General features: G+C 69.3%; 18 protein-coding genes and 1 other RNA gene. 8 read left to right on the top strand and 11 right to left on the bottom strand.

Annotated features, from left to right (window positions below; translation table 11 throughout):
* The first annotated feature begins 105 nt into the window (after window positions 1-105).
* From AKJ08_RS00445 to AKJ08_RS00430, 4 genes are all read left to right on the top strand, one after another.
* A complete protein-coding gene (locus AKJ08_RS00445) occupies window positions 106-1,491 on the top strand; it encodes a VTT domain-containing protein (RefSeq protein WP_050724265.1) in 1,386 nt (461 codons plus the stop codon).
* Window positions 1,492-1,564: 73 nt separating this feature from the next.
* A complete protein-coding gene (locus tag AKJ08_RS00440) occupies window positions 1,565-2,611 on the top strand; it encodes an MBL fold metallo-hydrolase (protein ID WP_050724264.1) in 1,047 nt (348 codons plus the stop codon).
* A gap of 238 nt (window positions 2,612-2,849) precedes the next feature.
* A complete protein-coding gene (locus AKJ08_RS00435) occupies window positions 2,850-4,265 on the top strand; it encodes a M16 family metallopeptidase (protein WP_050724263.1) in 1,416 nt (471 codons plus the stop codon).
* 104 nt (window positions 4,266-4,369) lie between these two features.
* The gene (locus AKJ08_RS00430) at window positions 4,370-5,869 is read left to right on the top strand and encodes a M16 family metallopeptidase (RefSeq protein WP_050724262.1); all 1,500 of its coding nucleotides are present in this window, start codon (window positions 4,370-4,372) and stop codon (window positions 5,867-5,869) included.
* A gap of 133 nt (window positions 5,870-6,002) precedes the next feature.
* On the opposite strand, the gene recD is transcribed toward AKJ08_RS00430, so the two are convergent.
* From recD to AKJ08_RS00415, 3 genes are all read right to left on the bottom strand, one after another.
* On the bottom strand, window positions 6,003-8,006 hold the full coding sequence (recD, locus tag AKJ08_RS00425; protein ID WP_050724261.1) for an exodeoxyribonuclease V subunit alpha: 2,004 nt from the start codon (window positions 8,004-8,006) through the stop codon (window positions 6,003-6,005).
* A gap of 70 nt (window positions 8,007-8,076) precedes the next feature.
* The gene (locus AKJ08_RS00420; RefSeq protein WP_082342481.1) at window positions 8,077-11,607 is read right to left on the bottom strand and encodes a UvrD-helicase domain-containing protein; all 3,531 of its coding nucleotides are present in this window, start codon (window positions 11,605-11,607) and stop codon (window positions 8,077-8,079) included.
* On the bottom strand, window positions 11,604-15,221 hold the full coding sequence (locus AKJ08_RS00415) for an exodeoxyribonuclease V subunit gamma (RefSeq protein ID WP_157370371.1): 3,618 nt from the start codon (window positions 15,219-15,221) through the stop codon (window positions 11,604-11,606). Before AKJ08_RS00415 ends, AKJ08_RS00420 begins: the two co-directional genes overlap by 4 nt.
* 110 nt (window positions 15,222-15,331) lie before the next feature.
* On the opposite strand from AKJ08_RS00415, the gene AKJ08_RS00410 reads away from it, so the two are divergent.
* Entirely contained in the window at window positions 15,332-15,937 is a 606-nt protein-coding gene (locus AKJ08_RS00410) for a hypothetical protein (protein WP_050724258.1), read from the top strand.
* Between the two features lie 21 nt (window positions 15,938-15,958).
* Here AKJ08_RS00410 and AKJ08_RS21040 read toward each other — a convergent pair whose 3' ends face one another.
* The 5 genes from AKJ08_RS21040 to AKJ08_RS00390 all read right to left on the bottom strand — a co-directional run bounded on the left by AKJ08_RS21040 (window position 15,959) and on the right by AKJ08_RS00390 (window position 19,890).
* Window positions 15,959-16,498, bottom strand: coding sequence for a GFA family protein (locus tag AKJ08_RS21040; RefSeq protein ID WP_050724257.1), 540 nt, complete (start codon window positions 16,496-16,498; stop codon window positions 15,959-15,961).
* A 54-nt stretch (window positions 16,499-16,552) separates the two neighbouring features.
* On the bottom strand, window positions 16,553-17,794 hold the full coding sequence (locus tag AKJ08_RS00400) for a hypothetical protein (RefSeq protein ID WP_157370370.1): 1,242 nt from the start codon (window positions 17,792-17,794) through the stop codon (window positions 16,553-16,555).
* 325 nt (window positions 17,795-18,119) lie between these two features.
* Window positions 18,120-18,896: a hypothetical protein gene (locus tag AKJ08_RS00395; RefSeq protein WP_157370369.1), complete on the bottom strand. Its 777-nt coding sequence runs from the start codon at window positions 18,894-18,896 to the stop codon at window positions 18,120-18,122.
* Between the two features lie 191 nt (window positions 18,897-19,087).
* Window positions 19,088-19,456, bottom strand: a transfer-messenger RNA (tmRNA) gene (gene ssrA, locus AKJ08_RS18225).
* Between the two features lie 92 nt (window positions 19,457-19,548).
* Window positions 19,549-19,890 carry a hypothetical protein gene (locus tag AKJ08_RS00390; RefSeq protein WP_050724254.1) on the bottom strand — a complete coding sequence of 114 codons (342 nt, stop codon included), beginning with the start codon at window positions 19,888-19,890 and terminating at the stop codon, window positions 19,549-19,551.
* 178 nt (window positions 19,891-20,068) lie between these two features.
* Here AKJ08_RS00390 and AKJ08_RS00385 point away from each other — a divergent pair, with 178 nt between their 5' ends.
* The 3 genes from AKJ08_RS00385 (at window position 20,069) to treZ (ending at window position 24,845) form a co-directional block, all read left to right on the top strand.
* On the top strand, window positions 20,069-21,922 hold the full coding sequence (locus AKJ08_RS00385; RefSeq protein ID WP_050724253.1) for a 2-oxoacid:acceptor oxidoreductase subunit alpha: 1,854 nt from the start codon (window positions 20,069-20,071) through the stop codon (window positions 21,920-21,922).
* Window positions 21,919-22,917 carry a 2-oxoacid:ferredoxin oxidoreductase subunit beta gene (locus tag AKJ08_RS00380; RefSeq protein WP_050724252.1) on the top strand — a complete coding sequence of 333 codons (999 nt, stop codon included), beginning with the start codon at window positions 21,919-21,921 and terminating at the stop codon, window positions 22,915-22,917. The genes AKJ08_RS00385 and AKJ08_RS00380 overlap by 4 nt, the downstream gene beginning before the upstream one ends.
* Window positions 22,918-22,991: 74 nt before the next feature.
* Window positions 22,992-24,845 carry a malto-oligosyltrehalose trehalohydrolase gene (gene treZ, locus AKJ08_RS00375; protein WP_050724251.1) on the top strand — a complete coding sequence of 618 codons (1,854 nt, stop codon included), beginning with the start codon at window positions 22,992-22,994 and terminating at the stop codon, window positions 24,843-24,845.
* Window positions 24,846-24,871: 26 nt separating this feature from the next.
* On the opposite strand, the gene sixA is transcribed toward treZ, so the two are convergent.
* Genes sixA through AKJ08_RS00360 form a run of 3 tightly spaced genes read right to left on the bottom strand, consistent with a single transcriptional unit; the run spans window position 24,872 to window position 26,300 of the window.
* Entirely contained in the window at window positions 24,872-25,372 is a 501-nt protein-coding gene (gene sixA, locus AKJ08_RS00370; RefSeq protein ID WP_050724250.1) for a phosphohistidine phosphatase SixA, read from the bottom strand.
* Window positions 25,372-25,968, bottom strand: coding sequence for a recombination mediator RecR (gene recR / locus AKJ08_RS00365; RefSeq protein WP_050724249.1), 597 nt, complete (start codon window positions 25,966-25,968; stop codon window positions 25,372-25,374). Before recR ends, sixA begins: the two co-directional genes overlap by 1 nt.
* An 8-nt stretch (window positions 25,969-25,976) precedes the next feature.
* Complete coding sequence (locus tag AKJ08_RS00360; RefSeq protein ID WP_050724248.1) at window positions 25,977-26,300, bottom strand: YbaB/EbfC family nucleoid-associated protein; 324 nt, start codon at window positions 26,298-26,300, stop codon at window positions 25,977-25,979.
* Window positions 26,301-26,339 lie beyond the last annotated feature (39 nt).

Here is a 26,339-nt window from a genome sequence, read left to right as displayed (position 1 = left end):
CCCCCTCGCGGAGCTTGCGGTTCGGGGGGGATCATCGCCACCTCGCAATCCGGTGGAGTCCGGATGGCCCACGGGTGAGAGCCGGTGACAGGGATCGTAACCTGGGTGCTCGGCATCCGATCTCCCCTCGCGTACCTGCTGGTCTTTTGCTTCGCCATGTTCGAAGGCCCGCTCTTCCTGGGCTTCATCGTCCCTGGCGAGCTCGCCACGATCCTCGGCGGCGTGGTGGTCTCGGAGGGTCGTGCGCGCTTCCTTCCGATGGCGATCGCCGCCTCGCTGGGCGCGACCATCGGTGACACGATCGGGTATTGGATGGGCCGCCGCTTCGGCCCGCGCCTGATGGAGACGCGGCCGGGGAAGTGGCTTGAGCGCACGCACTTCACGGAGGCGCAGGCGTACCTGAAGCGCCGCGGCGCCTGGGCGATCTTCCTCGGCCGCTTCACCACGGCGCTACGCGTGATCGTGCCGGGAGTCGCCGGCCTCGCGGGCATGCCCTACGGACGCTTCTTCGCCGCCAACGTCACGGGCGGGATCGCGTGGGGCTTCTCGATGGTCGGCCTCGGGTACGTCGCCGGCGCGGCGTGGGAGCGCGCCTCGAAGCTCGCCGGGGCCGCCGGCCTGATCCTGCTCATCGTGGTCTTCGCGTTCTTCGCTCTCGGCTGGCTCCAGCGGCTGGTCGCCCAACACCACGAGTGGTTTACCCGGGTGGCCGAACGCGCCCTCGCCTTTGCGCCGGTCGCGAAGATCCGCGCCAGGCTTTCGGGGCGCGCCGGCCCGCTCGGCGCCGGTGTCGAGCCGAGTACAGCGCTCGAGATCCGACTCGTCGTCGGGCTGGTCTTCGTGTTCGTGCTCGGCTCCGTCCTGGGCGTACTGTTTCGCGAGGTGATCACCAGCGGCAGCGACGAGCTGGATCGGCGGGTCGCCGAAAGTTTCGCGAGGTCGGTCGAGGCCTGGCTCGTCGTCGCTGCGAAGGCGGCCGCGGCGCTGGCCATTCCGGCCGTCGTCGTGCCGGTGGCGATGGCCGTCTCCGTCCTCTGGTACCTCTGGCGAAAGAGCTGGGACGCCCTCTGGATCCTGACCATCGGCGTCACCGGCGCGTTCGTCATCGGCGAGCTCGTCTCCCTGGCGGTCGCGCGCCCGCCCCCGCCGGTGGCGCATTGGGCGACACCGCGGACCTTCTCCTTTCCCTCTCGGACCGCGTTCCTCGCAGTGGTCCTGGACGGGAGCCTGGCGCACGTCGCCTCGCACACCTGGCCGGGTTGGCAATCCAGTGTGCGGGCTTGGACGATCGCCCTCTTCGTCGCCCTCCTCTCCGCTGCGAGCGGCCTCGTTCTCGGAATCGATCGCCTCACCGACGTCCTCGCGGGGATCGCGCTGGGCGGGCTCTGGCTCGCGTTCACCCTGACGGCGTTGTCGATCTGGCGGCGCGCACGCCGACGGCGCCGCCACCGACGGCGACGACGAGCTCAAAGGGAACGATCGCCGGAGTGATCGGCGCGCTTCGCACGAGGAAATCCGCCGACTGGCCGATGGATATTTTCTTTACGCGGCCTTCGGAGGGCGAATGTTCCGGCGATGGATGATGGTGGCCGGGGGCGCCGCGGCCCTGGCGGCGGCGGCGGCGGGCTGCGTCACATCGTCGCCCCGGTTCCGCGGGCCCACCTCCGATCACTTCGACGGCAGGCGCTTCCGGAACGTTCCGTCGACGCCCCAGCCGAAGACCGGGACGATCCTTGGCTGGCTGGTATCGAGGCGCCCGCCCCTCCGGCCCCGGCTCAGCGAGGCGGCGCCTGTTCCTCGGCCCCCCTCCCGAGTGGACGAAGACACTCTGCGTGTCACGTTCATCAACCACTCTACGGTCCTCGTCCAAGCAGGAGGTCTCCACTTCCTCACGGATCCGATCTGGTCCGAGCGCTGCGGTCCGGGCTCGCTCGTGGGGCCGAGGCGGCTGCGTCCGCCCGGGATTCCGATCGGCGACCTGCCGCGGATCGACGCGATCCTGCTCAGCCACAACCACTACGATCACCTCGATCTGTCGACGCTGCGAAGGCTTGCCCGCATCCACCGGCCACGGATCTTCACGGGGCTGGGGAACTCCGGCATCCTGGAGCGCGGCGGGCTGGGCGACGCTACCGAGCTCGACTGGTGGCAGACGACGAGCCTGCCCGGAGGCGTGGAGGTCATCTGTCTGCCTGCGCGGCACTTCTCCGGCAGAGGCGTGTTCGACGTCGACACCTCGCTCTGGTGTGGCTTCGGAGTCCGCACCCGCCAGGGCACGATCTACTTCGCGGGAGACACGGGGATTGGGCTTCGTTTCGACCGGATCCGCGAGAGCCTCGGTCCCATCCGCCTCGCCCTGCTGCCGATCGGCGCCTACCAACCGAGGTGGCTGACCGAGCACGTCCACCTCTCGCCGGACGAGGCCGCCGCCGCCCACCGGGAGCTGGCCGCCGGGACCAGCGTGGGCATCCACTTCGGCACCTTTCGGCTCACGGACGAGTCGATCGACGAACCGCCGGCGGCCCTCGAGCGCGCGATGCGGCGGGAGGCCGGAGCGGAGAGGTTCTGGGTCCTCGGCTTCGGCGAAGGGCGGGACGTGCCGCCGATCTGAGAGTTCGTGAAGAATTTCACGAACTCTCGCGAGCCGGAGGCGAGCAAACGAAAAGGAGCGCCCTCGCGCGGAGCGCGAGATGAAGAAATCGGGCCCGCACCTGCGGGACCGATTTCTTCACACGCTCTGATGAGTGCCGAACAGCCGGTCGGGCGGGCGGACGAAATGGAATCGCTTCGTCCAGCGTTTGGGGCATCCGTGGTACGACCTGCGTACACCCACGGAGGAACCAGGACCGATGCGTATGCTCGCCCCCGTCGCCCTTCTCTCGCTCGCCCTCCCTGCAGCGGCGGTCGCCGCTTCGCCCGCCCCCCAGCCGGCGAACGAGGATGTGGCCCTCGCGATCCCCTTCGAGAAGTACACCCTGCCCAACGGCCTGGAGGTGATCCTCTCGGAGGATCACCAGCTCCCGGTCGTCGCGGTCAACGTCTGGTACCACGTGGGCGCCTTCCACGAGCAGCCGGGCCGCACGGGCTTCGCCCACCTCTTCGAGCACATGATGTTCCAGGGGTCGAAGCACGTCGCCGATGACGCCCACATCGCGATGCTGGAGCGGATCGGCGCCACCGCGCTGAACGGCACCACCAACTTCGACCGGACCAACTACTTCGAGACGGTGCCGAGCCACCACTTCGAGACCGCGCTTTGGCTCGAGAGCGATCGCATGGGATTCCTCCTCGACGCCCTCACGGCCGAGAAGCTGAAGCTCCAGCAGGAAGTGGTGAAGAACGAGCGGCGCCAGAGCATCGAGACGGCCCCCTACGGCCTCGCCGAGGAGAAGGCCTGGCAGGCGCTCTTCCCTTCGCCGCATCCCTACTTCGGCAGCGTGATCGGCTCGATGGAGGATCTGGACGCCGCCACGATGGACGACGTCGCGGACTTCTTCCGCACCTGGTACGCGCCCTCCAACGCGACCCTCACGATCGTCGGCGACTTCGAGCCCGGTCAGGCCAAGGCGCTGGTCGAGAAGTACTTCGGCACGCTCCGCTCGCACCCCAAGCCGCTGGCGCCCTCGCCCGCACCTGCCGCGCTCTCGCAGGCCGTCGAGCTGCGGCTCGAGGAGCCCGTCGCGTCCCTGCCCAAGGTCGAGGTGATGTGGCACTCGCCCGCCCTCTTCGCCGAGGGTGACGCCGTCGCCGACGTCCTCGCGAGCACGCTCTCCAGCGGAAAGTCGAGCCGCCTCTACCAGCGCCTCGTCTTCGAGAAGAAGCTCGCGCAGAGCGTGCAGGCGAGCCAGCAGAGCCTCGGCGCCCAGTCCGTGTTCAGCATCGAGGCGGTGGCGCGGCCCGGCGTGACCACCGACCAGCTCCTCGCCGAGATCGACGCGGTCCTCGACCAGGTCCGCAAGGACGGCGTCCGCGACGACGAGATCCGGCGCGTCCGCAACCGCTTCAAGACCGGGCGGATCTCGGGGCTGCAGTCCGTGGGCGGCTTCGGCGGCAAGGCCGACCTTCTCCAGAGCTACAACCACCACCTCGGGGACCCGGCGCGGCTCGCCTACGACCTCGGCCGCTACGACGAGGTCACCGGCGCGCAGGTGCGAGAGTTCGCCGGGACCGTTCTCGCTCCCGATCGCCGCGTGATCCTCCACGCAGCGCCGGCGTCGGCCGCCCAGGACGCGAAGCCGGCGAAGGCCGCGCAGGGGGCGAGGTAGCCATGCGTAGACCCCTCGTGCTCGACGATCTCACTGCAATTGGAGGCGGCCGCGCTTCGTCCGCGGCCCCTTCGACTCCGCCCGCCAAAGGGAGCTCCTTCGCCATGCGACGCATCGCCATCGCATCGACCGCCTTCGCGCTCGCGTCCGCTTGCGCAACTGCCCCCGTCGTCCAGCCCGACGCCGCTACGGAAGCCGTCGCGGATCCCGAGGCCTGGCGGGACGCACCTCCCGCGCCGGGAGCCCTGGCCGACCTCGTCACGCCGACGTTCGAGCGCTTCGTCCTCCCGAATGGCCTGACCGTCATCGTGAGCGAGAGGCACGAGCTGCCCCTCGTGTCGATCAACGTGGCCTTCCGCGCGGGCAGCGCCTCCGATCCCGACGGCAAGGAGGGCCTCGCCCAGCTCACCTACCAGCTCCTCCTCGAGGGGGCCGGCAAGCGGGACGCCCTCGCCCTCGACGACGCCTTTGCCGACCTCGGGAGCTCCGCCTTCGCCTCCGTGAATCCGGACGGCGCCCTCGTGGGGACCCAGGTCCTCGCGTCCAACGCCGAGGCGGCGACCGCGCTCCTCGCCGACGTGGTGCAGCGGCCCTCCCTGGACGCCAAGTCCTTCCAGCGGCGCAAGGAGCAGCAGCTCGCCAACCTCGCCGCACAGGTAGGCAACCCGCGCTACCTCGCCGGCGAGGCCTTCGCCGCCGCCGTCTTCGGCCGCCACCACCCCTACGGCAGGCTCGGGACCGGCACGCCGGTGAGCGTCGGGAAGCTTACCCAGGCCGACGCGCGCAGGTTCTACGCGAACGCCTCCGGGCCCAAGGGCGCCGCCATCCTCTTCGCCGGCGACATCACCGTCGACCAGGCCCGGGAGCTCGCCACGAGCTGGTTCGGCAAGTGGAAGGGGAGCGCCACCGCGGCCGCCGCGCCCAAGGCCCCGCAGGTCACGGCCCGGCAGCAGGTCGTCTTTGTGCCCAAGAAGGGCCTCGGCCAGACGATGATCATGGTCGGCCGCCCGGGTCTCGCTTCGGGAGACCCCGACGAGTTCGCCCTCGATCTCGCCAGCACCGTCTTCGGCGGCTTCTTCGGCAGCCGGCTCAACATGAACCTCCGCGAGGACAAGGGCTACACCTACGGTGCGCGGGCCTACGTCGAGCCGCGCCGGGGCGTGGGCCCCCTCGTGGCCTCCAGCGCCGTCCGCGCCGACGTCACCGGGCCGTCCCTGGTGGAGGTCTTCAAGGAGCTGGCCGACATCAAGACCCGGCCGATCACCGCCAAGGAGCTCGAGGCGGCAAGGGAAGGGACGATCCGCTCGATCCCCGGCTCCTTCGAGAGCGTCGGCGGCCTCGCGAGCGCCGCCGCGAGCCTCTACTGGAAGGACCTGCCCCTCGACCACTACGCCAGGATGATCGAGGCCTACGAGAACGCCACCGCCGCCGACGTGCAGCGCGCGGCGGAGGCCTACTTCGATCCGACCCAGATGCAGATCGTCCTCGTGGGCGACCCCGACGTGATCGGCGCCCAGGTCCCGCAGCTCGGCCTCGGCTCGCTCCAGGAGGGCGTCCTCGCTCCGGCGGCGGCGAAGCCGGCTCCGAAGGCTCGGGCCAAGTAGGAGCGTCGTCGCACGAGTCGCCGCGGTCGCGGCGCGTCTCCCGGCCGGACTGAGGACCCCCTCGTCCGGCCGGGCGCGTTTCACGATCAAGGATCCCTCACGCTCGGATCCCCCGAAGGCTCTCTCGGCTGGTTCAGCCCTCGAGCGAACGCAGCTTCTGCGCCACACCGCTGTGGCGCTCGAGGCGCGCGGCAGCGCCCTTCTCGAGCACTTCGCGGGAGCCGACGATGGCCACGCCCCGGCGGCTTCGGGTGACCGCGGTGTAGAGGATCTCGCGGGTGAGGAGCGGCATCGGGTTCTCCGGGAGGATCAGCCCCAACACGTCGAACTCGGAGCCCTGCGACTTGTGCACCGTCATGGCGTACGAGAGCCGCAGATGCGCTCGAAGGCCGTCGAGATGGAAGACGGCGAAGCCCTCTCCCTTCGGGAAGACGGCGCGGAAGTGATGCCCGGCAGCGCCAGCCTCCCGGACCCGGAGGACCAGGCCCTGATCGCCGTTGAAGAGGCCGCGCTCGTAGTCGTTGCGCTGCATCATCACCGGCTCCCCGGGCAGGAACGCCGCCTCCCGCGACGACGACCGGCCCGCCACGAGCGCATGGAGCTCGGCGTTCACCGCCTCCGTGCCGGTCCGTGGCGTTTCCCGGGTCACGCAGAGGAGGCGCAGGCTCTCGAAGTGGCGGAAGAGGATCCGTAGCTCCTCCTCGTCCCCGGCCACGAAGCGCCCGTCCTCCCAGCGCCACTCCCGTTTCACCCGCTCCGCGAACGACGGGAGGCCCCGAATCTTCTCGTCGTGCCATCGCCGAAGGAACGGGCCCAGGTCGCCCTGAAGGAGCTCCACCTTCTCGAAGGCGAGCTCCTCCGCCGATTGCCGAAGTCGGACCGGCTCCTCGCCGTCGAACGGCGCCCTGCCCTCGTTGATCGCCCGGGCCACCGAGAGCACGTTGCGCCCCGACGGATCACTGGGGTCCATGCGGTAGCTCCGGGTGAGCCTCACGGAGAACCTCGAGCGCGAGTCGGTGACGCCGGGCGGAGGCACCAGATCCCTCAGCACCGCCCCTGCGTCCACCGACGGGAGCTGCTCCGAGTCGCCCAGGAGGACGAGGCGCGCGCCCGGCCGGATCGATCGCACGAGGCGGTCCATCAGGACGAGGTCGATCATCGAAGCCTCGTCGACGATCACGACCTCCTCGGCTAACGGATTGTTCTCGTGGTGCAGGAAGCTCTCGCGGACCGGCGAGTAGCCCAGGAGGCGGTGGAGCGTGCGCGGCTCCGGACAAGATGCGATGAGCGCGAGGTCCGCCGCGGCAGGGTCCGCGAGCGCCAGCAGATACTTGCGAATCGACTCGGCCATGCGGAACGCCGCCTTGCCGGTGGGCGCCGCGAGCGCGATCCGCTCCGGCGCCACTCCCTGCCGGGCGAGCATCCGCAGGATCGAAACCACGATCGACGTCTTGCCCGTGCCGGGGCCGCCGGTGATCACGGCGAGCGGCAGCCGCAGCGCCGCGAGCACCGCCTCCTGCTGCTCGTCGGATAGGGCGGCCTTCTTGCCCGAGATCGTCGGGGCACGGTCGAGCACGTCGCGGAGCGCGTCGGGCGACGCGGGCTCCAGCGGGGGAATCGACATGCGATCCCGCAGTGAGGCAACCAGACGCTCCTCGAAGTGGAACATCCGCTGCAGGCAGAGGTGATCGTCGCCCAGGAGGAGCGGCTTGTAGTCGCCCGGGACACCGAAGATCGCCCTCAGCCGCGGCCCCTGTCCACGCGCTTCCGCGAGGAGCGCGACGACCTGCGCCCGATCGGCAGCGGTGGCCCGCAGATCGCCGAGGAGCCGATCCAACGAGCCGTCGGAGGTGGGCAGGCGCGTGCTGCCACGGCCCTGGCTCACCAGCGCTGCGACTGCCAGAAAGAAGAGCCCCCGCCGCTCGACCGCCGACAGCCCCTGACCACAGCGCACCAGCTCCCATGCCTGGTGCAGCGTCCGCCCCTCGAGCTCGCAGCGAGCCACCGCCTCCTCGAGCTCCGAGGGAACCTCGGGTGCGGCCTCGCCACGCGCGCCTCGACCCATGCCCCGCAGGAGCCCCCGCAAGAGCCGAGGCCGCGCCGCGCCCAGCGGCGAGAGTCGGATCTCGTCATTCATCGCATCGTCCTCCCCGCGCTCCGCGAGCGCTCGCTCCGGCCGCGATCCAACTCATCCTGCGCCCGCCCGCTCACGTCGCCACCTCGAGATCCTCTCGCTCCAGCAGCGCGCGCTCCCACTCGAGGATATGTGACCAGGATGGACGCTCGAAGTGAACGCCCTCCGTCCCGTCGCCGTCCGGCTTCATCCCGCGAAGGAAGAGGTAGAGGAAGCCGCCCACCCGAGCCTCGTACGAGGCTTCGTCCCGAACGCCGATCATCTTCACCAGCGCGAGCGAGTAGAGCTGGGCCTGCAGGCGGTAACTCTTCTCCACGCGCTCGTCGATCGCAGCGCGGGACCACGACGGGAGCACGTCGCTCTTCCAATCGCCGAAGTAGGCGAGTCCGTCGTGCTCGAAGAGCACGTCCACGAATCCCTTCACGAAGCCCCGGCGGATCTCGAGGTGCTGTCCCGTGAGCGCTTGGGTAAGCCTCGGATGCGAGCGCTCCGGGATCGGGTAGAGGAACTCCGCCTCGCGCAGGAGCCGAGGAGCGTGAGCGATGCCCTCGAGGATCCGACCATCGCGCAGCCGGATTCTCCCGGCCAGCGCCCCATGCACCAGCGCGCCGGCGTGTCGAAGGTGCCGGCGGTCCACGCCGGCCCTCGCCGCCTCCCGTTGGAAGAACTCGCCCACCTCGGTCCTGGCGAGGAACTCCTCCGGCGAGCCCGCCTCGACCACACTCCGTGGCGAGACCTTCTCGAGGAGCTCGTGGAGGAAGATTCCGGAGCCGGCCCCGCCCGGGAGCTCGTCGTCGGCGGGATGCGCCGCCCTCTCGCTCTCGCCCGCGAACTCGTCGCGCTCCGGCTCGTGGCCGCCCTTCGGCGCGCCCTCGCGGAGCTGGGTGTACGAGGTGATCCGATATCCCTGGTGTGCCGCCCGGAGCGCATTCAGCTCGTCGGTGCGGTCCACCTCCTCCAGAAGGCCATATGCAGGCTCCCAATCACGCAGGGAAACACTCGCCGACACGGAGCCATCTTCGGTGTCGTCGTGGCCGACCAAGGTCTCCACGGTGAACAGCGGATCGCTCTCGCCTCGCATCGCGAGGAGGCGGGGGTTGAGCACGCGGTACGCACCCTTGAGAGCGGCTCCATCCTCGTCGCTCGGGTACGCAGGGAGATAGAGGCGCGCCTTGGCCCGCGTGAGGGCGACGTAGAGGAGCCGCTGGTCCTCCCACTCGGCCTCCCGATCCACGAGGGTCTGAACCACCTTGGGCGGCTTGCCGACCCAGGTCACCCGCGCTCCGTCCCGGTCGTGAAAGGCGGCGGTGCTCGACGCCGGCCTGGGGCCAACGCCGCCGACCAGGAAGACCACCTTCGCCTCGAGCCCCTTCGACGCGTGCATCGTCATGATCTGGACCGCGTCGCGATCGCTCTCGAGCCGCTGCTGGTTGCCATCCTCCTGCTCGGGCTTGGCCGTGCCGTCGATCCACCTGCCCAGGAGCGCCACGAGCTCGGGAAGCGTCCGGCACGTGCTCCCCAACGCCTCGAGGAGGAGCTCGCAGAGGTGCAGGAAGTTGGTGAGATCGCGATCGCCCGAGTCCGAGAGGACGAGGCGGCGAACGATCCCGCTCTCGTCGAGGAGGCGCGAGAAGAGACGCTCGAAGCGGCGCCCATCCGCCTCGCCCTTCCAATCGAGGAGCCTCTGAACCAGCGGATCCGAGGGAGGCAGGTCCCGGACCGACGGGAGATCCCGGAGCCGGAGCCCGAAGAACGGGGAGAGCCACGCGCGCATCCGCTTCGCGTGGTCGTCCGGCTCCGCCACCGCCGCGAGAACGTCGTGGAGCGCTCGCGCTGCGTCGGTATCGAGCAGCCCTTCCTGCTTGTAATGGGCGTGCGGGACCCCCGCCTTTCGGAGCTCCTCCCCGACGCGCTCTCCGTCGTCCTTCGTGCTGCAGAGGACGTAGATGTCCCGAGGTGCGATCCGCTCCGGTTCTCCGCTCCCCTTCGAGAAGCGCAGGCTCGGAGCGACGGGATCGGTGATCGCGCGGATCTCCCGGGCGAGCCGGGCACCGAGCACCGGTAGCAACACGTCCTTCGACATTTCCCCCTTGCGAATCGGGAGCTCGAAGACATGGATCGGCGCCGCGGGCTCTCCGTCGGGCCCCAACAGCTCGAGCGCCTGGTTTCCGCAGCGCACCGGCTCCTCGTATCCGATGCCCGCGCGGGTGAAGAAGGGCGGGTCCCCCTGCTGATCGAGGATCCGGTTGTAGGCCTCGATGAGGCGAGCCGTGGAGCGGAAGTTCTCGGTGAGGGCCTCCCGCGCGCCACCGGCCGCGACGAGCTCACCCTTGGCGGCGAGGTAGGTCTCCACGTCCGCACCGCGGAAGCGGTAGATCGCCTGCTTCGGATCGCCGATGAGGAAGAGAAAGTTCTTCCCGCCGCTCTCGAAGAAGATCCGCCGGAAGATCTCCCACTGGAGCTCGTCGGTGTCCTGGAACTCGTCGATGAGGGCGTAGCGGTACCGCTCCCGCAGCAGCCCGACCAGCGCTTCTCCGTGCGCGCCCTGGAGCGAGTCGCGCACGAGCGAGAGCATGTCGTCGAAGTCGAAGAGCCCCTGGACCTGCTTGCGCCCCGCAAGGCGCGCCTGCACGCACGGCAGGAAGCGCTGCACGACCAGCGCCTCCAGCGAGACGATGCCGTCATCCAGCGCCGCGACCGGTTCCCTCAACGCGTCGATCGCAGGCCCGCCGGGAGGGATCTCGTCGAGGACGGCCCGCAGCTCACCGAGCCATTTTTCTCGGCCGGGCTTTCGGAGCGATTGGAGCGCCGCCACTTTCTCGAGGAAGGCTCCGTTGCTCGGGTAGCTTCGGAGCTCGTCGCGGAGGAAGGCATAGCGGTTCATGGGCGCCGTTGCCGAGCGCCCCTTCGCGGCCTTCATCTCGTCCTTGAGGAGCAGCTCGAAATCCGACGCAACAGGGAAGGCCGAGATCGCCCGGTCGAGCGCAGGCTCGTCCCAGATCGGGAGGAGGCGTCCGCGCTTGCCCGCGCAGGCGTGGAGGAGCTTCTCCAGGTCGGGCACGGTCTTCGACTCGAGCCAAACGGCCAGGAGCGCCGCATGCTCCGGGTCGACCGCGAGGTCCGTTCGGAGCGCCTCCTGGAATGCCGCGGAGAAGGCCTCCCGGCCATCGACCCGCTGCTCGGAGAAGAGCCTCTGGTTGGCGAAGGCGTGCTCGGTGAGGATCCGCTGGCAGAAGGAGTGGATCGTCGAGATCGTCGCCGAGTCGAAGTCGCGCAGGGCGCGCTCGAGCTTCGCCCTCTTCTCGTCGTCGAGGATCCAGCAGCGCTCATCTGGAACGGTCGCCGCCGCCGATTTGTCAGGCGTGAGGGCGAGCAGATCGACGAGGAGCTTCCGAACCCGGGCGCGCAGCTCGCTGGTCGCCTTCTCGGTGAAGGTCACCACCAGGATCTCGGCGATCGGAACGCCCGCTTCGACGACGAGCTCCACCACCAGGTGCTCGATCGTGTACGTCTTGCCGGTCCCGGCCGACGCCTCGATCACCGCGTGCCGATCCTTGGGCAGGCGCCCGAGGATCGCCGGCTTCTCGTAGCGCAAGGCGCTCATTCGACCACCCCGACCTTGGCGAAGAAGAGGCCGAAGCGCCTCTCGATCATCCAGAGCGCCTCGTCCTCCGGCGGCGGCGGAAATCCCTCGGCGCCGCGCACCGGCCCATGATCGAAGGGCCGCTTTCGCCGATCGTCGGCGACCTTCGCCACGTGCTCCGCAAGCGGCATCCCTGGCTTCGCGCGAGAGCGGAACACCGCCTCGCACGGCAGGAAGTAGTCGTGGGCCCGCGAGACGAGGTCCTCTGCCATCGTCCCCAGCCACTCGAGCGCCTCGCCTCTCGAGATCGGCGCGAAGACGATCGGCTCGAGCTCCTTACCGTCCGCCGTCCGGCAGAACCAGGCGGAGTGGGTCGCCTTTTCGTCTGCCAGACCCGCCGCCGCGAGGATCACCCGATCGACGAAGGCCCGCAGCGCGTCCTTCTGCCTCGAGACCGCGTCCGACACCTTGGGCGTCTTGAGGATCAGCGAGCCCTTGCGGCCCGCCACCAACACCCCGGTCCGTCCGCGGACCTCCACGTGCGCGACGCAACCGCCGACGCTCTCGATCCGCACCGGATCACAGGGCGTGGCGCCCCGATCCTCTTCGATGGCCGGCCCAAAGCGAAGGATCTCGACGCCCGGACCTCTGGCCGCAGCAATCTCCTGGTACGTCCCTCCCCATTCGGCGAGGGTGCCGAGCTGGCGAGCCCGCTCCGCCTCGCCGAACAGTCCCAGGGGAAACCGGCCGGCGAGCCTCTCCAACTCAGCGCGCTCGTCGAAGCTGGCCTCGAAGTCGGGCGATCCGCTCCCCGCGCCGGCTACACCGGCGACGAATCGATCCGCGAGGAACACCGATCGGTCGAGGGCGCTGCTCTCCAGCGCCTCGTCCTCGAGCGTGAGGAGGCCGTCTTCCTCGTCGTCGCGGAGGCCGAGCAGGAGCGCCGCGCTGCCCTGCAGGGGGCACTCGAGAAATCGCCGCAGATCGCGCAGCGTGAGCCGCAGCGCCTCCGAAGGGTCGTGCAATGGCGTGACACGATCCAGGCGATGGGCGTGGAGCCCGTGGGCCTCGGCGAGACGGAGACGCAGCTCCGGCTTCACCGCATCGAGAAGGCCATCCAACTCCGGAACCCGGGACTCGGCGCTCGTCGCTCTCTGCCCCCGCTCTGAAAACTCCGGCGCACTCGCAGCCCGATCCCCGTCCCCGTGCCCGGACGCCAGGTGGCGCCGCAGCTCCTCCCGGAGCGCGAGAGCCTGCGCCTCCCGCCTGGCCTGCGGCGACGCGAACGCCTCGGGCGCCTCGAAGCGCCGAAGCGGCAGTTCCTCTCGCAGCTTCGTCGCGCCGTAGCCCCTGGCGAGCATCCGTTCGAGCTCGGCGACCACGATCGAGGGCTGGAGCGGATCACCCGTGAGCTGATCCCGCGCGACGAACGAGAGCTGGAGCCGCTCGCGCGCACAGAGGATCGCTTCGAGGAACATGTACTGATCGCCCTCCCGCGGGGAGACGTCCCCTGCCCGGGGCCGCGCGAGGCGCAGATCGAGGTGGTTCCGCCGATCGGCCGCAGGGAACCGCCCCTCCCCCAGACCGGCGATGAAGACGGCGCGGAAGGGGATCGCCCGCATCGGCTGGAGCGTGGAGACGACCACACCGCCGGCGAGGTACTGCCCCCGCGATCCCCCAAGGCCCCCGAGCGCCTGCCGGGCGAGCTCGGATGCGATCCGGAACGAGGCGGGTCGGTCGTCGAGCCGGGTGTCCGCGATGCCGCGGATCGTGCGAAGGCATCGCTCGAGCTCGCGCGCCTCGGCTTCTCCACTCGGCGTCAAATACGCTTGCACGAGATCGCCGAGGAACCCGGCCCACTCCGACATCGTGAGCCTGGCGTCCTTCGCGGCCCGAAGGTCGGCGATCAGCGATCGGGCGAAGAGCCCGAAGCCCTCTTCCCCCTCGCCGCCCGCCTCGGCCGGGAGATAGCGCCGGACGACGTCCTCATCGACGGCCTCGAACGGCTGGTCCGCGTCGGCGAGGAAGGCGCCGAGCGCGAGCCGCCGCAGCCCCTGATCCCACGAGAGCAGATCCTGCTCGACATAGCTCTCGCGCAGGTCGAAGCGATCCGCGCCGCGGACGATACCCAGCCGATCGCACCATCGCCCCCACGCCGACGCATCGACACCAGGGAAGCGCGACATCACCGCAGGGTGGGTGACGAAGGCGAGCACCTCCGCCCGCGTGAACCGCCCCGCCGGCAGCGCCAGGAGGAGCTCCGCCGCCTCGGCGATCCGGCTCTCCGCGGCGAAGGCCGAATCCGAGAGGCTGTAGGGGATCTTCCAGGTCTCTTCGAACGCCGCGCAGAGGTGGGTGAAGTACGCGCTCGGATCGCTCCCCGCCACGAGGACAGCGATGTCGTTGAAGCGGAGCGGCTCCCCGCCGGATCCCCTTCCGTCGTCCTCCGCCACGAGGGACCAGATCGCCTCGGCGATGGCCTCCGCTTCCCGCTTGATGCCGGGGCAGGCCAGGATCCGCACGCTCTTGTCCGCGCTGAAGTCGAAGGCGGGATCGGGCTCCGTCCGCTCCGGCTCCCGCACCAGGATGTCGTGCTGGAGCTGGCGCAGCAGGCTTCGAGCCCCGTCGGGATCCTCGAAGACCGCGCGGTAATCGCATTCGGCGAGCTCGTTCAACAAGCGGATGTTCTCGCGCCCCGGCCTCCCCCACAGCGAGAGCGCCGGCGTGTCGCCGCCTGCCTCGAGCCCGAAGGGATCCGGCTCCCGGAAGAGGGTCCCCTCCCCTCCCAGCCGCCCGTGCCGCGCCAGCCTCCGGCGGATCTCGGGGGCCGCCTCCACGTCCTCCCAGAACTCCATGCAGGGGTTCAGCGAGTAGACGCGAAGGTCGCTCCCCGACGCCAGGCGCGCCAGGATCCGATGGAAGACCGAGGCCACGTACGAGACGCCGAAGACATGGACCGGCGCCTTCTCCGGACTGCTCAGGCCCTCCGCGGTTGCGAGGTCCTGGAGTTGGACGTACCGGATCCCCTGCTCCCTGCCCCACCTCTCGGCGAGCCCGTCGGGGGCGAAGAGGTCCAGCCAGATCCGCCGCTGCCATTCCTCGGTCTCGGCGAAGGGCGTCCCTGCGAGCAAGGGCTCCCGGGACCAGGCCGCGAGCATCTCCGGCCGCGCGTGGCCGTATTCGTCGAAGAGGCGCGCGAGCTGGCTGGCGAGCTGGAAGCGCCGGAGGTCCACGGCGTCCGCCCCATCCCCTGCAGCCAGCAGGTACGAGCGCGGCCGCGCCAGGGCCGAGTGCGCCAGGTAGTCGTCGTCCAGGAGGAGCGAGAGGACCAGGTCGAAGAGGAGCGGCCCGTCCACCAGGCGCATCCCCTCCGGCAGGAGGCCGCCGACGAAGCGCCGAAGGAGCTGGACGTCAAGGTTCGCGGCGATCCCCATGCGGCGGGCCAGGCCGTGCTTCAGCCAGACCTCGACGTTGCGATTCGGCACGATCAGCCGGGTGGGCTCGAACGGGCTCCGCCCCGCCGCCCCCTCCACGGCAAGATCGGCCGCCAGCGCGTCAAGGAGCGCCTCCGTCCGGTTTGAATAGGTGAGGTGAATCATCGTCCCTGCCCCGGCTAGCCCGAACGGGTTATCCACGGTCCGTATCCAACACGGCCCTGCGTCCTCCCGTTATGCCACGGGGGTCCGACATCGGCCGGCGGATCGCGTCCAGAGCCGTCCAGGCTCCGGCGATTGGAGGGGTTCACGTGACGATTTGGACGAAGGCGATCGCCGCCGTCGTAGGGACTGCTTTGCTCCTGCCCACCGCCGCCATGGCGGCGGACTATCCGCAGGTGCTCGAGATCAGCGGGAAGGAGTGCATCAAGGATCTCGACTCCCGCGGCGCGGTCGGGATCTGGTGCTTGAAGTTCGGCGACTACGTTCGGATCACCGAGGCCGAATACGTTCGGATGACCCAGACCGACCACGGCTCGAAGGAGGCTCCTCCAACTCTTCGCCTCGAGATCCCTCGCTCAGCGCAGGACTCTTTCGTCGTTCCGGCCAGCTACTCCAACCACGTCTTCGCTGCCCAGGGAATGGCCTCGGCCGACTCCGGCGCGACACGCTACTTCTTCGGCGGGCTCGCACTGGGCATCCTCGGCCCCGTCGGCTGGCTCACGGGAGGCCTCGTGGCCAACAGCTCCAACGTCGAGCTCCCGATCGTGCCCCCAAGCTGGACCGACTCCGATCAGGCCCAGTTCGCGCTCACCTACGCCACGGAGGTCCGCTCCAAGCGCACCACCTCCGCCGTGATCGGCGGCATCGTCGGCACGGTGGTCACCGGACTGGTCATCTACGCGATTGCGAAGTAGCTGCAGACCTTGCCGTCGATTTCAGACCTGTAACTCACCGTTTCCTACGGCGATCTTCGGCCTCTTGAACCCCATGGCGATCCACGCGCCAAGGAGCTTGAAGAAGAACGACCCCGATTGACGCTTGCAGTTCGGGACATCGTCGGGGAGCACCGTGCCGGCTGGAAGGTCGCCCGTCATCGTGCGTAACTCGAGCCTGGGCAGGGCCCCAGCGGGCCAGAGGCAGCCATAGAGGCTGAGCCAATGGCCGTTGGTGAATTCGAGGAAGACCGGCGTTGAGCAGCAGGTCGCCACGACTCGGCGGGTCGTGGCTCCTGGTGAAAGGCGATACTCCTTCAGGAGGTCGGCCCCCTGGAGAAATCGAACACGATCCTTGCGATGGAGAACGAAGCGCGTTCCGCCGCTCGGCTCCATAAACCGCGGGGCCGAGGGAAGAGCCTGCATCCTGGCGCCGGCCGCACGGCAGCTGTTGCAATGGCATTCGGCGCTGACGATGTGCGCTCCCTCCACCTCGAGATGCACCTGATCGCAAACGCATTGAAGCCGAGTGGTCTGGTTCATCGCGGCATTTTTCCTGGTCAGAGAAGCTGCGCTCCTACGGGTGCGAAGACCACGTCAGCGGACGACAACGCAGTCCCAGCTGCGGTACCAGGCGCCGTCCTCCATCCGTCCGGAGAACGAATCGTAGGGCGCTGCCCATACGCCGTCGAGGAACCACCCGATGGATGCGCGCTCGACATGTAGGTCGTTCGACCAGCCGTCCTCGCAGGCCCAACGCTCCACGCGGTCGTAGGTGACGCCGCCGCTGCCCCAGTAGGTGAGCGTGTCACCGTCACGTGTAAGCCGGAAGGTAGTCCTCTGCTGCACCTCGGCGGCGCCGTCCGGGAGCAATTCGACCGTGCACTCGGGGTCCATGATGCGCTCCGTTCCCGAGTCGATCGCCGTGAACCAATGGTCGTTCCAATCCGTGTGGTGGTATTCGAGTACGACGCGGTGCTCCTGGTGGCTCACGTGCTCAGGCACACCAGCGATAAAAGTCTCGCTCTCCATCGCGCACTCGATGAGGCAGATCCCCTCCGGGCAATCGTTCGGGATCAGCGTGAGCGGGACGCCGATGCGGCCCTCGGGGCGGCCCGGAATGTTCGGGACGGCGGAGATCCACACCGGATTGTGATCGGGGATGGCCGTCGGCGCCCTGTACGTGGCGCGGCTGCCGTCGCCCGCGACGGTGCCGATCTCCTCCCTGCCCCCTGGGAGGCCGTAGACCTCCCAGCGGATCACGCGATCACTCAGCGTCCACGGCCGGCACGTGTCGGCCACCTTGGCGCGGACCGCTCCGGAGAAGAGCGACGCGTAGTCATCGAGGCAAATGGTCACCTGGAGCTCCTTCGCCGCCCCGACGCGGGCGCGGAGGTCGGTCGGCTCGAGCTTGACCATTTCGATCAGCGACCAGGTGGAGAACTCCGTGGTTTCGACTGTGAGCGTGGCTTCGAAGCTACTGAACACTGCGTCGAGGTGCGCCAGCCAGGAGCCGTCGGCGTTACGCGACGCGACGGCAACTGCAACTTCGTTCTCCTCGCGCTTGTCGAAGACGAGGCGAACCGGGCCACTGAGCGCTACGTCGGCCGGGGCGACCCGGTAGGCCCTCCCGAGCCCGTGGGGAGCGCGCTCCTCGACCGTTGCGATTGCGATCGTGGTCGTCTTCGCCAGGACACCCGCGGGGACCTCGAGACGGAGCTGCCCGTCCCCCGAGACCAGCACACCGCCCGCCGGCCCGATCCTCGCGATCGAAGGTTCCCCGGCACAGCTCGCGAGCATGATGCAGGCGGCGACCCAAAGCAGGTTCGTACGACCCATGTTCTCTCCCCCCGGGACGTGGTCAATGCACTGTCCAGGTGGGGCGGGATCCTAAACTCATTTCCACTTGGGGCAGGAATTCGGAATTCCGAACCGGCGAGGCGAGGCTGAAGGTCTGCCCGAGCGTGGGTACCTGGTGAACGAGCCGCAGGTGCCGAATTCGTGGCCGCTGCGCGCAACGACGTCATCGAGCAGGCATCGGCGAGCGTCGAGAGGTCCGAAAACAAAAGGCCCACATTTCTGCGGGCCTTTTGTTTTCTAGGAACCTCGCCGCGAGAGTGGAGGAATCGGCGTCTCCCCCACTCTCGCGGCAATCCCCTCCGGGTCAATAAGGGCTCAGCGTGAGCTCCGCTCCGAGGCCGCCCTCGGGGCGGCCCGGAATGTCCATCCAGGCGGTGACCGACACAACCGAATTCCAATCGGAGATGGCCGCCGGCGCCATGTACGTGGCGCGGCTGCCGTCGCCCGCGACGGTACCGATATCCTCCCTGCCCCCGGGGAGGCCATCCACCGTCCAGCGGAGCACGCGATCGCTCAGCGTCCAGGGGCGGCACGTATCGGCCACGTTGGCGAGGTTTGCGCCAGCGAAGAGCGAAGCGTCGTCCTCGAGGCAGATGTTCACCTGGAAATCCGTCGTGGCCCCAATGCGGACGCGAAGGTCGGTCGGCTCGATCTTGAGCATCTGGATCAGCGACCAGGTGGAGAACTCCGTGGTTTCCACGGTGAGCGTGGCCTCGAAGCGATCGAACGCCGCTCCGAGGTGCGCCTGCCAGGAGCCGTCGGCGCCACGCGACGCGACGGCGACTGCCATTTCGTTCTCCTCGCGCTTGTCGAAGACGAGGCGAGCCGGGGCACTGAGCGCGATGTCGGCCGGGGTGATCCGGTAGGCCTTCCCGAGCCCGTGGGGAGCCCGCTCCTCGACCGGCTCGATGCCGATCGTGGTTTTCGTCGCCAGGGCACCCGCGGGAATCTCGAGACGGAGCTCCCTATCCGCCGAGACAAGCACACCTCCGTCCGGCCCAATTTTCGCGAACCTGGCCTCTCCTCCACAACCGGCGAGCATGGTGCAGGCGGCGACCCAAATCAGCTTCGTACGATCCATGTTTTCTCCCCCCGGGACGTATGCTCCGTCCAGGTGAGCGGGATCGTAGTCCCATCCCGCCCTGGGGCGGGGATTCGGATTTCCGAACCGGCAGGGCGACTGGACCGGACCAATTCGGACGCCAGACACGAAAAAAGCCCGCATTTCTGCGAGCCTTTGGACTCCGGCGAAACCTCGCCGAACGGAAAAAATGGTGGAGGCGGCGGGAATCGAACCCGCGTCCGAAAGTGCTCTACTCCTCGGCCCTACGTGCGTAGCCCCTGTTTTATCCTTCGCCGAGGCGCCCAAGGGCAGGCTCCCCGGTGAAGCTCCCCGGATGATACGGCCCTGCCGCGCCCGGGGCGTCTTGGCAGGATCGGCCGGATTCGATGACGGAGGTGACGGGCGCTTCCGGCGGGCTCCCGGCCTCCGCGCTATGCAACCGCTTTGTTAGGCGGCGACAGCGAGCTCAACGTTGTCGTTGGCTTTTGTTCTTTGCCTACAGTGAATTTACGTGCTCCGTTGGCCAGCACGGCACGCGCCTCGGGCTTCGCTACCCTCGTCGAAACCAGATCGCCCCCATATATGCCCGGGGAGGCTCGCGGCCCTCCTTTGTGGCCGCAAACGCTCGAAGTCCTGCCCGCCAACCTATCCAGCCGGCGTGGCATGTCAATCATCTTCGGGCCACGAGAAGAACGCGCCGGCCGAAGGGTCCATTTCGCAGGCGCCAGAGGATCCGCTGCCCCTGATCGCGCTCCCACGGGCGCGCCTGGCGCCTGCCCAGCATCCGGACGAAGAAGGGCGCGAAGAAGCCTGCGGCGACGAGGCCGAGCACCGCGCCGAGCCGCAGTCCGAAGCGCTCGCGGTTCCGCAGGCGCCCGAAGCGGACGGGCTCCGGGTTGGGCGGCATCACGCTCGGATGGGCCTCGACCCGCCGCCTCGCCGCTTCCGTGTCGAGGCCCTGAGCGGGATGCGGGTAGAGGCGCTCGTAGCGCCTGCGGTCGTCGTCGGACATCGGTCGGGACCTCCACCAGTGGGATGGGGAGCGCCGAGGCCTGGAGCAAGCCCGGGGCCACCGATCGCACGATGCCTTCGCGCAAGCCCCCGCGAGGGCGGTTCTCGGAGATGCCCTCGGGCGGTACTCCACCTGCGGGAGCCGGCATCGCACGAGAGCCGGCGTCGAGGGAGCATCGATGGGGATTCCGCCGCCCGATTCATCGACGAAGCCGAGCCGCGTCCTGGACACCGTCACCATCCGCTTCTGCGGCGACTCGGGAGACGGGATGCAGCTCTCCGGCGGCGAGTTCTCGCGCGCCTCCGCCTTTGCCGGGAACGACCTCCGGACCTTCCCGGACTTTCCCGCGGAGATCCGGGCGCCGGCCGGGACCCTCGCGGGGGTCTCGGGCTTCCAGATCCAGTTTTCTTCGCAGCCCGTCTACACGCCGGGCGATCGCCCGGACGTGCTGGTCGCGATGAACCCCGCGGCGCTGCGCTCGAACCTGGCCGACCTCCGCCCGGGCGGCACGCTGATCGTGAACACGGGCGCCTTCGTCGCGGGGAACCTCGCGAAGGCGGGCTACCTTGCGAATCCGATCGAGGATGGCAGCCTCGACGCCTTCGTGGTCCACGGCGTGGACATCTCGAAGCTCACCGAGGCAGCGCTGCACGGGAGCGGGCTTTCGACGAAGGAGATCGCCCGCTCGAAGAACATGTTCGCGCTGGGTCTGATGCTCTGGCTCTACCAGCGCCCGACCGAGCCGATCCTCCGGCACCTGCAGCAGCGGTTCGCGAAGAAGCCCGAGATCCTCGCGGCGAACGAGAAGGTGCTCCTCGCCGGCCATGCCTTCGGTGAGACCGCCGAGCTCTTCGCGGGCACGTACGTGGTGCCTCCCGCGCGGATCGCGCCGGGCCGCTACCGCAACGTCTCGGGGAACCAGGCGCTGGCGATGGGCCTCATCGCCGCGGCGAAGCTCTCGGGCCTGAAGGGCTTCCTGGGCAGCTACCCGATCACACCCGCGTCCGACATCCTCCACGAGCTCTCCCGCCACAAGAACTTCGGCTTCACCACCTTCCAGGCGGAGGACGAGATCGCCGCGGTATCCTCGGCCATCGGCGCGGCCTTCGGCGGGAACCTCGGGATCACGACCTCCTCGGGGCCGGGGATCGCGCTGAAGCAGGAGGCGATCAACCTCGCGGTGATGGCCGAGCTCCCGCTCCTGGTGATCGACGTGCAGCGGGGTGGCCCCTCGACCGGCCTGCCGACGAAGACCGAGCAGGCGGATCTGCTCCAGGTCCTCTTCGGGCGGAACGGCGAATCTCCCCTTCCAGTGATCGCCCCGGCGACTCCGAGTGAATGCTTCAATGCCGCGCTCGAAGCCGTGCGGATCGCCGTCCGCTACATGACGCCGGTGATCCTCCTCTCCGACGGCTCGCTCGCCAACGGCCAGGAGCCCTGGAAGATCCCCGAGATCGCGGACCTGAAACCGATCGACGCGCCGAAGCGCACGAAAGCGGAGGGCTTCCTCCCGTACGAGAGGGACAACACGACCCTCGCGCGGTCCTGGGTCGCGCCAGGCACGCCCGGTCTCGAGCACCGCATCGGCGGGCTCGAGAAGGACTTCCTCACCGGCTCCGTCTCCTACGACCCCGAGAACCACGAGAAGATGGTGCGGGTCCGGGCCGAGAAGGTGCGGCGCGTCGCCCAGGACTACGCGCCGCTCGAAGTCGAAGGGCCTCCCGACGGACGATTGCTCGTGGTGGGATGGGGCTCAACCTACGGTGCGATCCGGGCGGCGGCAGCGCAGCTCCGATCCCGAGGCCTGCCGGTTTCGCACGTCCACCTCCGGAACCTCAATCCGCTGCCGATGGATCTCGGCGGGATCCTGCAGCGCTTCGAGAAGGTCGTGGTCCCCGAGCTGAACCTGGGCCAGCTCTCCATCATCCTCCGCGCGCGCTACCTCGTGGACGCGGTGGGGATCAACGCAGTGAAGGGCAAGCCGCTGCAGGTGGGCGACCTCGCCGCCCGCATCGAGGAGGCGCTCTCGTGAGCCAGCTCACCCGCAAGGACTTCCAGACCAACCAGGAGATCCGCTGGTGCCCGGGCTGCGGCGACTACGCGATCCTCGCGTCGATGCAGAAGGTCCTGCCCGAGCTCGGGATCGCTCGGGAGAAGGTCGTGTTCATCTCGGGGATCGGCTGCTCCAGCCGCTTCCCCTATTACATGAACACCTACGGTTTCCACACGATTCACGGACGTGCGCCGGCGATCGCCACGGGCCTCAAGCTCACTAGGCCCGATCTGCAGGTCTGGGTGGTCACCGGCGACGGCGATGCGCTCTCCATTGGCGGAAACCACCTGATCCACGTGCTGCGGCGCAACGTGGACGTGAAGATCCTCCTCTTCAACAACCGGATCTACGGGCTCACGAAGGGGCAGTACTCCCCCACCTCCGAGGCGGGGAAGAAGGCGAAATCGACGCCGTACGGATCGATCGACGCCCCCTTCGACCCGATCCGCCTCGCCCTCGGTGCAGGCGCGTCCTTCGTGGCGCGATCGATCGACGTGGAGGCCGCGCACCTGCAGGGCGTGCTCCATCGGATGGCGAGTCACCGGGGCGCCGCGCTCGTGGAGATCTTCCAGAACTGCAACGTCTTCAACGACGGCGCGTTCGTTACCCTCACCGAAAAGGCGAGCAAGGCCCGGAGCCAGCTCCACCTCGAGCACGGCAAGCCCCTCGTCTTCGAGGACGGCAAGAAGGGGATCCGGCTGAACGGCCTCGAGCCGGAGATCGTCCCCGTCGGCGACGGCGGCGTCCCGGAGAGCGAGCTCCTCGTCTGGGACGAGAAGGCGCAGCCCGCCCTCGCCTTCCTCCTCGCGGGAATGGGCCCGGCCTTCCCCACGCCCATCGGGATCTTCCGCGCCGAGGAGCGCGCGGTCCATCACGAGCTCGACGAAGCGCTGCAGCGCCGGGTCACCGAGACGCTGGGCGACGGCGATCTGGAGAAGCTCCTCGGCACCGGCGACACCTGGACCGTCCCGTAGAGACACCCCAAGCGGGTCGGGCGGGCGAGGCCGAGCGCATTGCCACGCGTGCGTTTCCGCGACACCTTGGCCCCATGGGCTCGGCACGAACGTGGGCGCTCGGCGCGAATCCGCTGCCGGAAGGCGGGTGGTCGTTCGGGGTCTGGGCACCTCGCGTCGCCTCCCTCGCGCTGGAGCTGCTGCCTCGGAAGCGCGGCGGCAGCACGCGGCGAATCGAGCTCCAGCGCGTGGGCGATCTCTACGTCGCGGAGGTGGACGGTGTCGCCGACGGCGACCGCTACTTCTTCGTCTGTCCCGACGGTCGACGCCGGCCCGACCCGCGCTCGCGGCGGCAGCCGGAGGGCGTTCACGGACCGAGCGCCGTGGTGGACGTTCGCCGCTTCCGGCCCTCGTCCCGCCCGCGGCTCGGACGGCCGGCGGATTGGGTGATCTACGAGCTGCACGTCGGCACGTTCACGCCGGAGGGGACCTTCGACGGCGTGGCGGCGCACCTCGGCTACCTGCGCGACGAGCTCGGCGTGGACGCGATCGAGGTGATGCCGGTCGCGAGCTTCCCCGGCACGCGAAACTGGGGCTACGACGGCGTGCACCCCTTTGCGGTGCAGGAGAGCTACGGCGGCCCCGCTGGCCTCGCTCGCTTGGTCGGCGCGGCCCACGAGCACGGCCTCGCCGTGATCCTCGACGTCGTCTACAACCACCTCGGCCCGGAGGGGAACTACCTGCGGGAGTTCGGCCCGTACTTCACGAAGAAGCACCACACACCCTGGGGCGAGGCGCTGAACTTCGACGACGCGGGGTCCGGGCCGGTACGCGCCTACTTCGTCGACAACGCGGTCCAGTGGATCCGCGATTTCGGGATCGACGCGCTCCGCCTCGACGCCATCCAGATGATCCGGGATTCGGGGCCGCGCCACGTGCTCTCGGAGATCGGCGAGGCGGTGCAGGCTCACGGCGGCGCCGTGATCTCCGAGAGCGACCTCAACGATCCGCTGACGGTTCTGCCCCGGCCGGAGGGCTGGGGACACGACGCGCAGTGGAGCGACGACCTCCACCACGCTCTCCACGCGATCCTCACGCGGGAGACGACGGGCTACTACGCCGACTACGGAAAGGCGTCGGACGTGGCGACCGCCCTCGAGCGTGGCTTCGTCTACGACGGCTCACGCTTCTCCGGCTTCCGCGGGAAGGCCTACGGCAGGAGCAGCCGCGGGATGCCCTCCGAGGCCCACGTGGTCTGCCTCCAGAACCACGATCAGGTCGGGAACCGGGCCCGAGGCGATCGCCTCGTCTCCCTCGTCGGCCCCGAGGCGGCGAAGGCCGCCGCCGCCGTGCTGCTGCTCGCGCCCGAGGTGCCGCTGCTCTTCATGGGTGAGGAGTACGCCGCCCCGCAGCCCTTCCCCTTTTTCACCTCCCACTCCGACCCCGCCCTCGCCCGCGCCGTGACCGAGGGGCGACGCCACGAGTTCGCCGCCTTCGAGTGGCAGGGCGAGGTGCCGGATCCGCAGGCCGAGGAGACGATGGAGACCGCGATCCTGCGGCTGGAGCAGCGGGCCGCGGGCCCCCACGGCGGAATGCTCGCGCTCTACCGCACCCTCCTCGCAGTCCGACGCGATCACCCGGCCCTCCGCGGCCCGGATCGCGGCGCACGCAACCGCGTGCAGGCCCTCGACGGCGAAAAAGTCGTCGTGCTGGAGCGATGGAGCGATGACGGCTCCCGGCGCGTCGCGGTGATCGCCTCTCTCGGCCGAACCAAGGTGACCGCGACGGTCCCGCTCAGCCCCGGGCGCTGGACGTGCCTCATCGACACCCGCTCGCCCGACTTCGGCTGGACTGAAGGGGAAGCGCCGGGCCAGCTCGAGGTCGGCTCGTCAGGCGAAGTGCGCCTCGCGCTCCCGCCGTCCTGCGCGTGGATCTTCGAGCGTTCGTAGCCCGCTCCCCTCCGCAAAGACTGCGATCAGGCGGGCACGAGGATCCGCGGGCCCTGACCGTCGGCGTTCGGCACGAGGTGCCACGCGAGGCGGCCTGCGCCCTCGTCCTGGAGATCGATCGCGAGGATCGCGCCGGGCTGGACCTGGGAGGGGACGGTGCGGAGGCCGAGGAGGTAGGCGGCGAGGCCTCCCATCAGCGGCTGGTGGCCCACGAGGGCGATGGCAGAGGCGGCCTCCCTCTCGATTCGCTCCGCGGCGACCGAGACCCGGGCGTCGGGGAGCAGCTCCCGACTCACCTCGATCGGGCTCTCGGACGCGAACGCCGACGCGCAGATCTCGGCAGTCTGAACCGCCCTCACCAGGGGTGAGACGAGCCAAGCCTCGGGGGCCGGATCGCCTCTCTCGGCCCAGAGCTTCGCGCCCAGGCGCACGCGGCGCCGGCCATCGGAGGTGAGGGGCCGGTCGTCGTCCCGGTCGTAGCCGCCGACGTCGGCGGCCTCGCCGTGGCGCATGAGATAGACCCGCATCAGATCTCCCGCCGGCCCGACAACGCCCTCGCGAGGGTGACCTGGTCGGCGTACTCGAGGTCTCCGCCCATGGGCACGCCCTGGGCGATCCGGGTCACGCGCACACCAGCCGGCCGCAAAAGCCGGGTGAGGTAGAGCGCGGTCGCCTCCCCCTCGATGTCGGGGTTGGTGGCGACGATGACCTCCTCGACCACCTCGGATCCGCCGAGCCGGGCGAGGAGCTCCTTGATCCGGAGCTGGTCCGGCCCGATTCCATCGAGAGGCGAGAGCGCGCCGTGGAGCACGTGGTAGCGGCCCCGGAACTCCCGGGTGCGCTCCACGGCCAGGAGATCCGGCACGCTCTCCACCACGCAGAGGAGACGTCCGTCCCGCCTGGGATCGAGGCAGACCGCGCAAGGGTCCGCCTCGGTCAGGCTGCAGCACACGCTGCAGAGCCGGACCTTTTCCACTACGTCCACGAGGGCCTTCGCGAGGTCCCGGGCGTAGTCCGCCTTGGCCCGCAGGACGTGGAAGGCGAGCCGCTGGGCCGTCTTCTCGCCGATGCCGGGGAGCTTCGCGAGCTCGGCGGTGAGGCGCTGAATCGGGTCGGGCGTCAAACGGGCACCTACATCGTGAGGCCGGGGATCTTGATCCCGCCGGTGAGCTTGCCCATCTCCGCGTCTTCCTTGACCTTGGCCTCCTGCATCGCCTGGTTGACGGCGGCGATGATCAGATCCTCGAGCATGGAGACGTCGGACGGATCGACCGCCTTGGGATCGATCTTGAGCGCGACGACCTCGCGCACGCCGTTGACCGTGGCCACCACGAGGCCGTCTCCGGCCTTGCCCTCGACCCGCACGGTGGCGGCGAGCTCTTCCTTCTTCTTGGCCGCCTCCTCCTGCATCTTGCGGACCTGGCGCATCAGCGTGTTGTAGTCGAAGCCGGGCATCGTCTCGTCCTTCCGTTCTTTTCTCTGGTTGCTTCAGCG

The organism is Vulgatibacter incomptus, assembly GCF_001263175.1.
GTDB classification, from domain to species: Bacteria; Myxococcota; Myxococcia; order Myxococcales; family Vulgatibacteraceae; genus Vulgatibacter; species Vulgatibacter incomptus.
Note: the sequence above shows the minus strand (reverse complement) of the source record. Positions and strands in the feature narration are given on the sequence as shown.

What these genes read in the sequence shown, in the direction of transcription:
- AKJ08_RS00440 (WP_050724264.1), top strand. Translation starts at nt 1,565, where the DNA reads ATGTTCCGGCGATGGATGATGGTGGCCGGGGGCGCCGCGGCCCTGGCG.
- AKJ08_RS00435 (WP_050724263.1), top strand. Translation starts at nt 2,850, where the DNA reads ATGCGTATGCTCGCCCCCGTCGCCCTTCTCTCGCTCGCCCTCCCTGCA.
- AKJ08_RS00430 (WP_050724262.1), top strand. Translation starts at nt 4,370, where the DNA reads ATGCGACGCATCGCCATCGCATCGACCGCCTTCGCGCTCGCGTCCGCT.
- recD (WP_050724261.1), bottom strand. Translation starts at nt 8,006, where the DNA reads ATGAATGACGAGATCCGACTCTCGCCGCTGGGCGCGGCGCGGCCTCGG.
- AKJ08_RS00420 (WP_082342481.1), bottom strand. Translation starts at nt 11,607, where the DNA reads ATGAGCGCCTTGCGCTACGAGAAGCCGGCGATCCTCGGGCGCCTGCCC.
- AKJ08_RS21040 (WP_050724257.1), bottom strand. Translation starts at nt 16,498, where the DNA reads ATGAACCAGACCACTCGGCTTCAATGCGTTTGCGATCAGGTGCATCTC.
- AKJ08_RS00400 (WP_157370370.1), bottom strand. Translation starts at nt 17,794, where the DNA reads ATGGGTCGTACGAACCTGCTTTGGGTCGCCGCCTGCATCATGCTCGCG.
- AKJ08_RS00395 (WP_157370369.1), bottom strand. Translation starts at nt 18,896, where the DNA reads ATGGATCGTACGAAGCTGATTTGGGTCGCCGCCTGCACCATGCTCGCC.
- AKJ08_RS00390 (WP_050724254.1), bottom strand. Translation starts at nt 19,890, where the DNA reads ATGTCCGACGACGACCGCAGGCGCTACGAGCGCCTCTACCCGCATCCC.
- AKJ08_RS00385 (WP_050724253.1), top strand. Translation starts at nt 20,069, where the DNA reads ATGGGGATTCCGCCGCCCGATTCATCGACGAAGCCGAGCCGCGTCCTG.
- treZ (WP_050724251.1), top strand. Translation starts at nt 22,992, where the DNA reads ATGGGCTCGGCACGAACGTGGGCGCTCGGCGCGAATCCGCTGCCGGAA.
- sixA (WP_050724250.1), bottom strand. Translation starts at nt 25,372, where the DNA reads ATGCGGGTCTATCTCATGCGCCACGGCGAGGCCGCCGACGTCGGCGGC.
- AKJ08_RS00360 (WP_050724248.1), bottom strand. Translation starts at nt 26,300, where the DNA reads ATGCCCGGCTTCGACTACAACACGCTGATGCGCCAGGTCCGCAAGATG.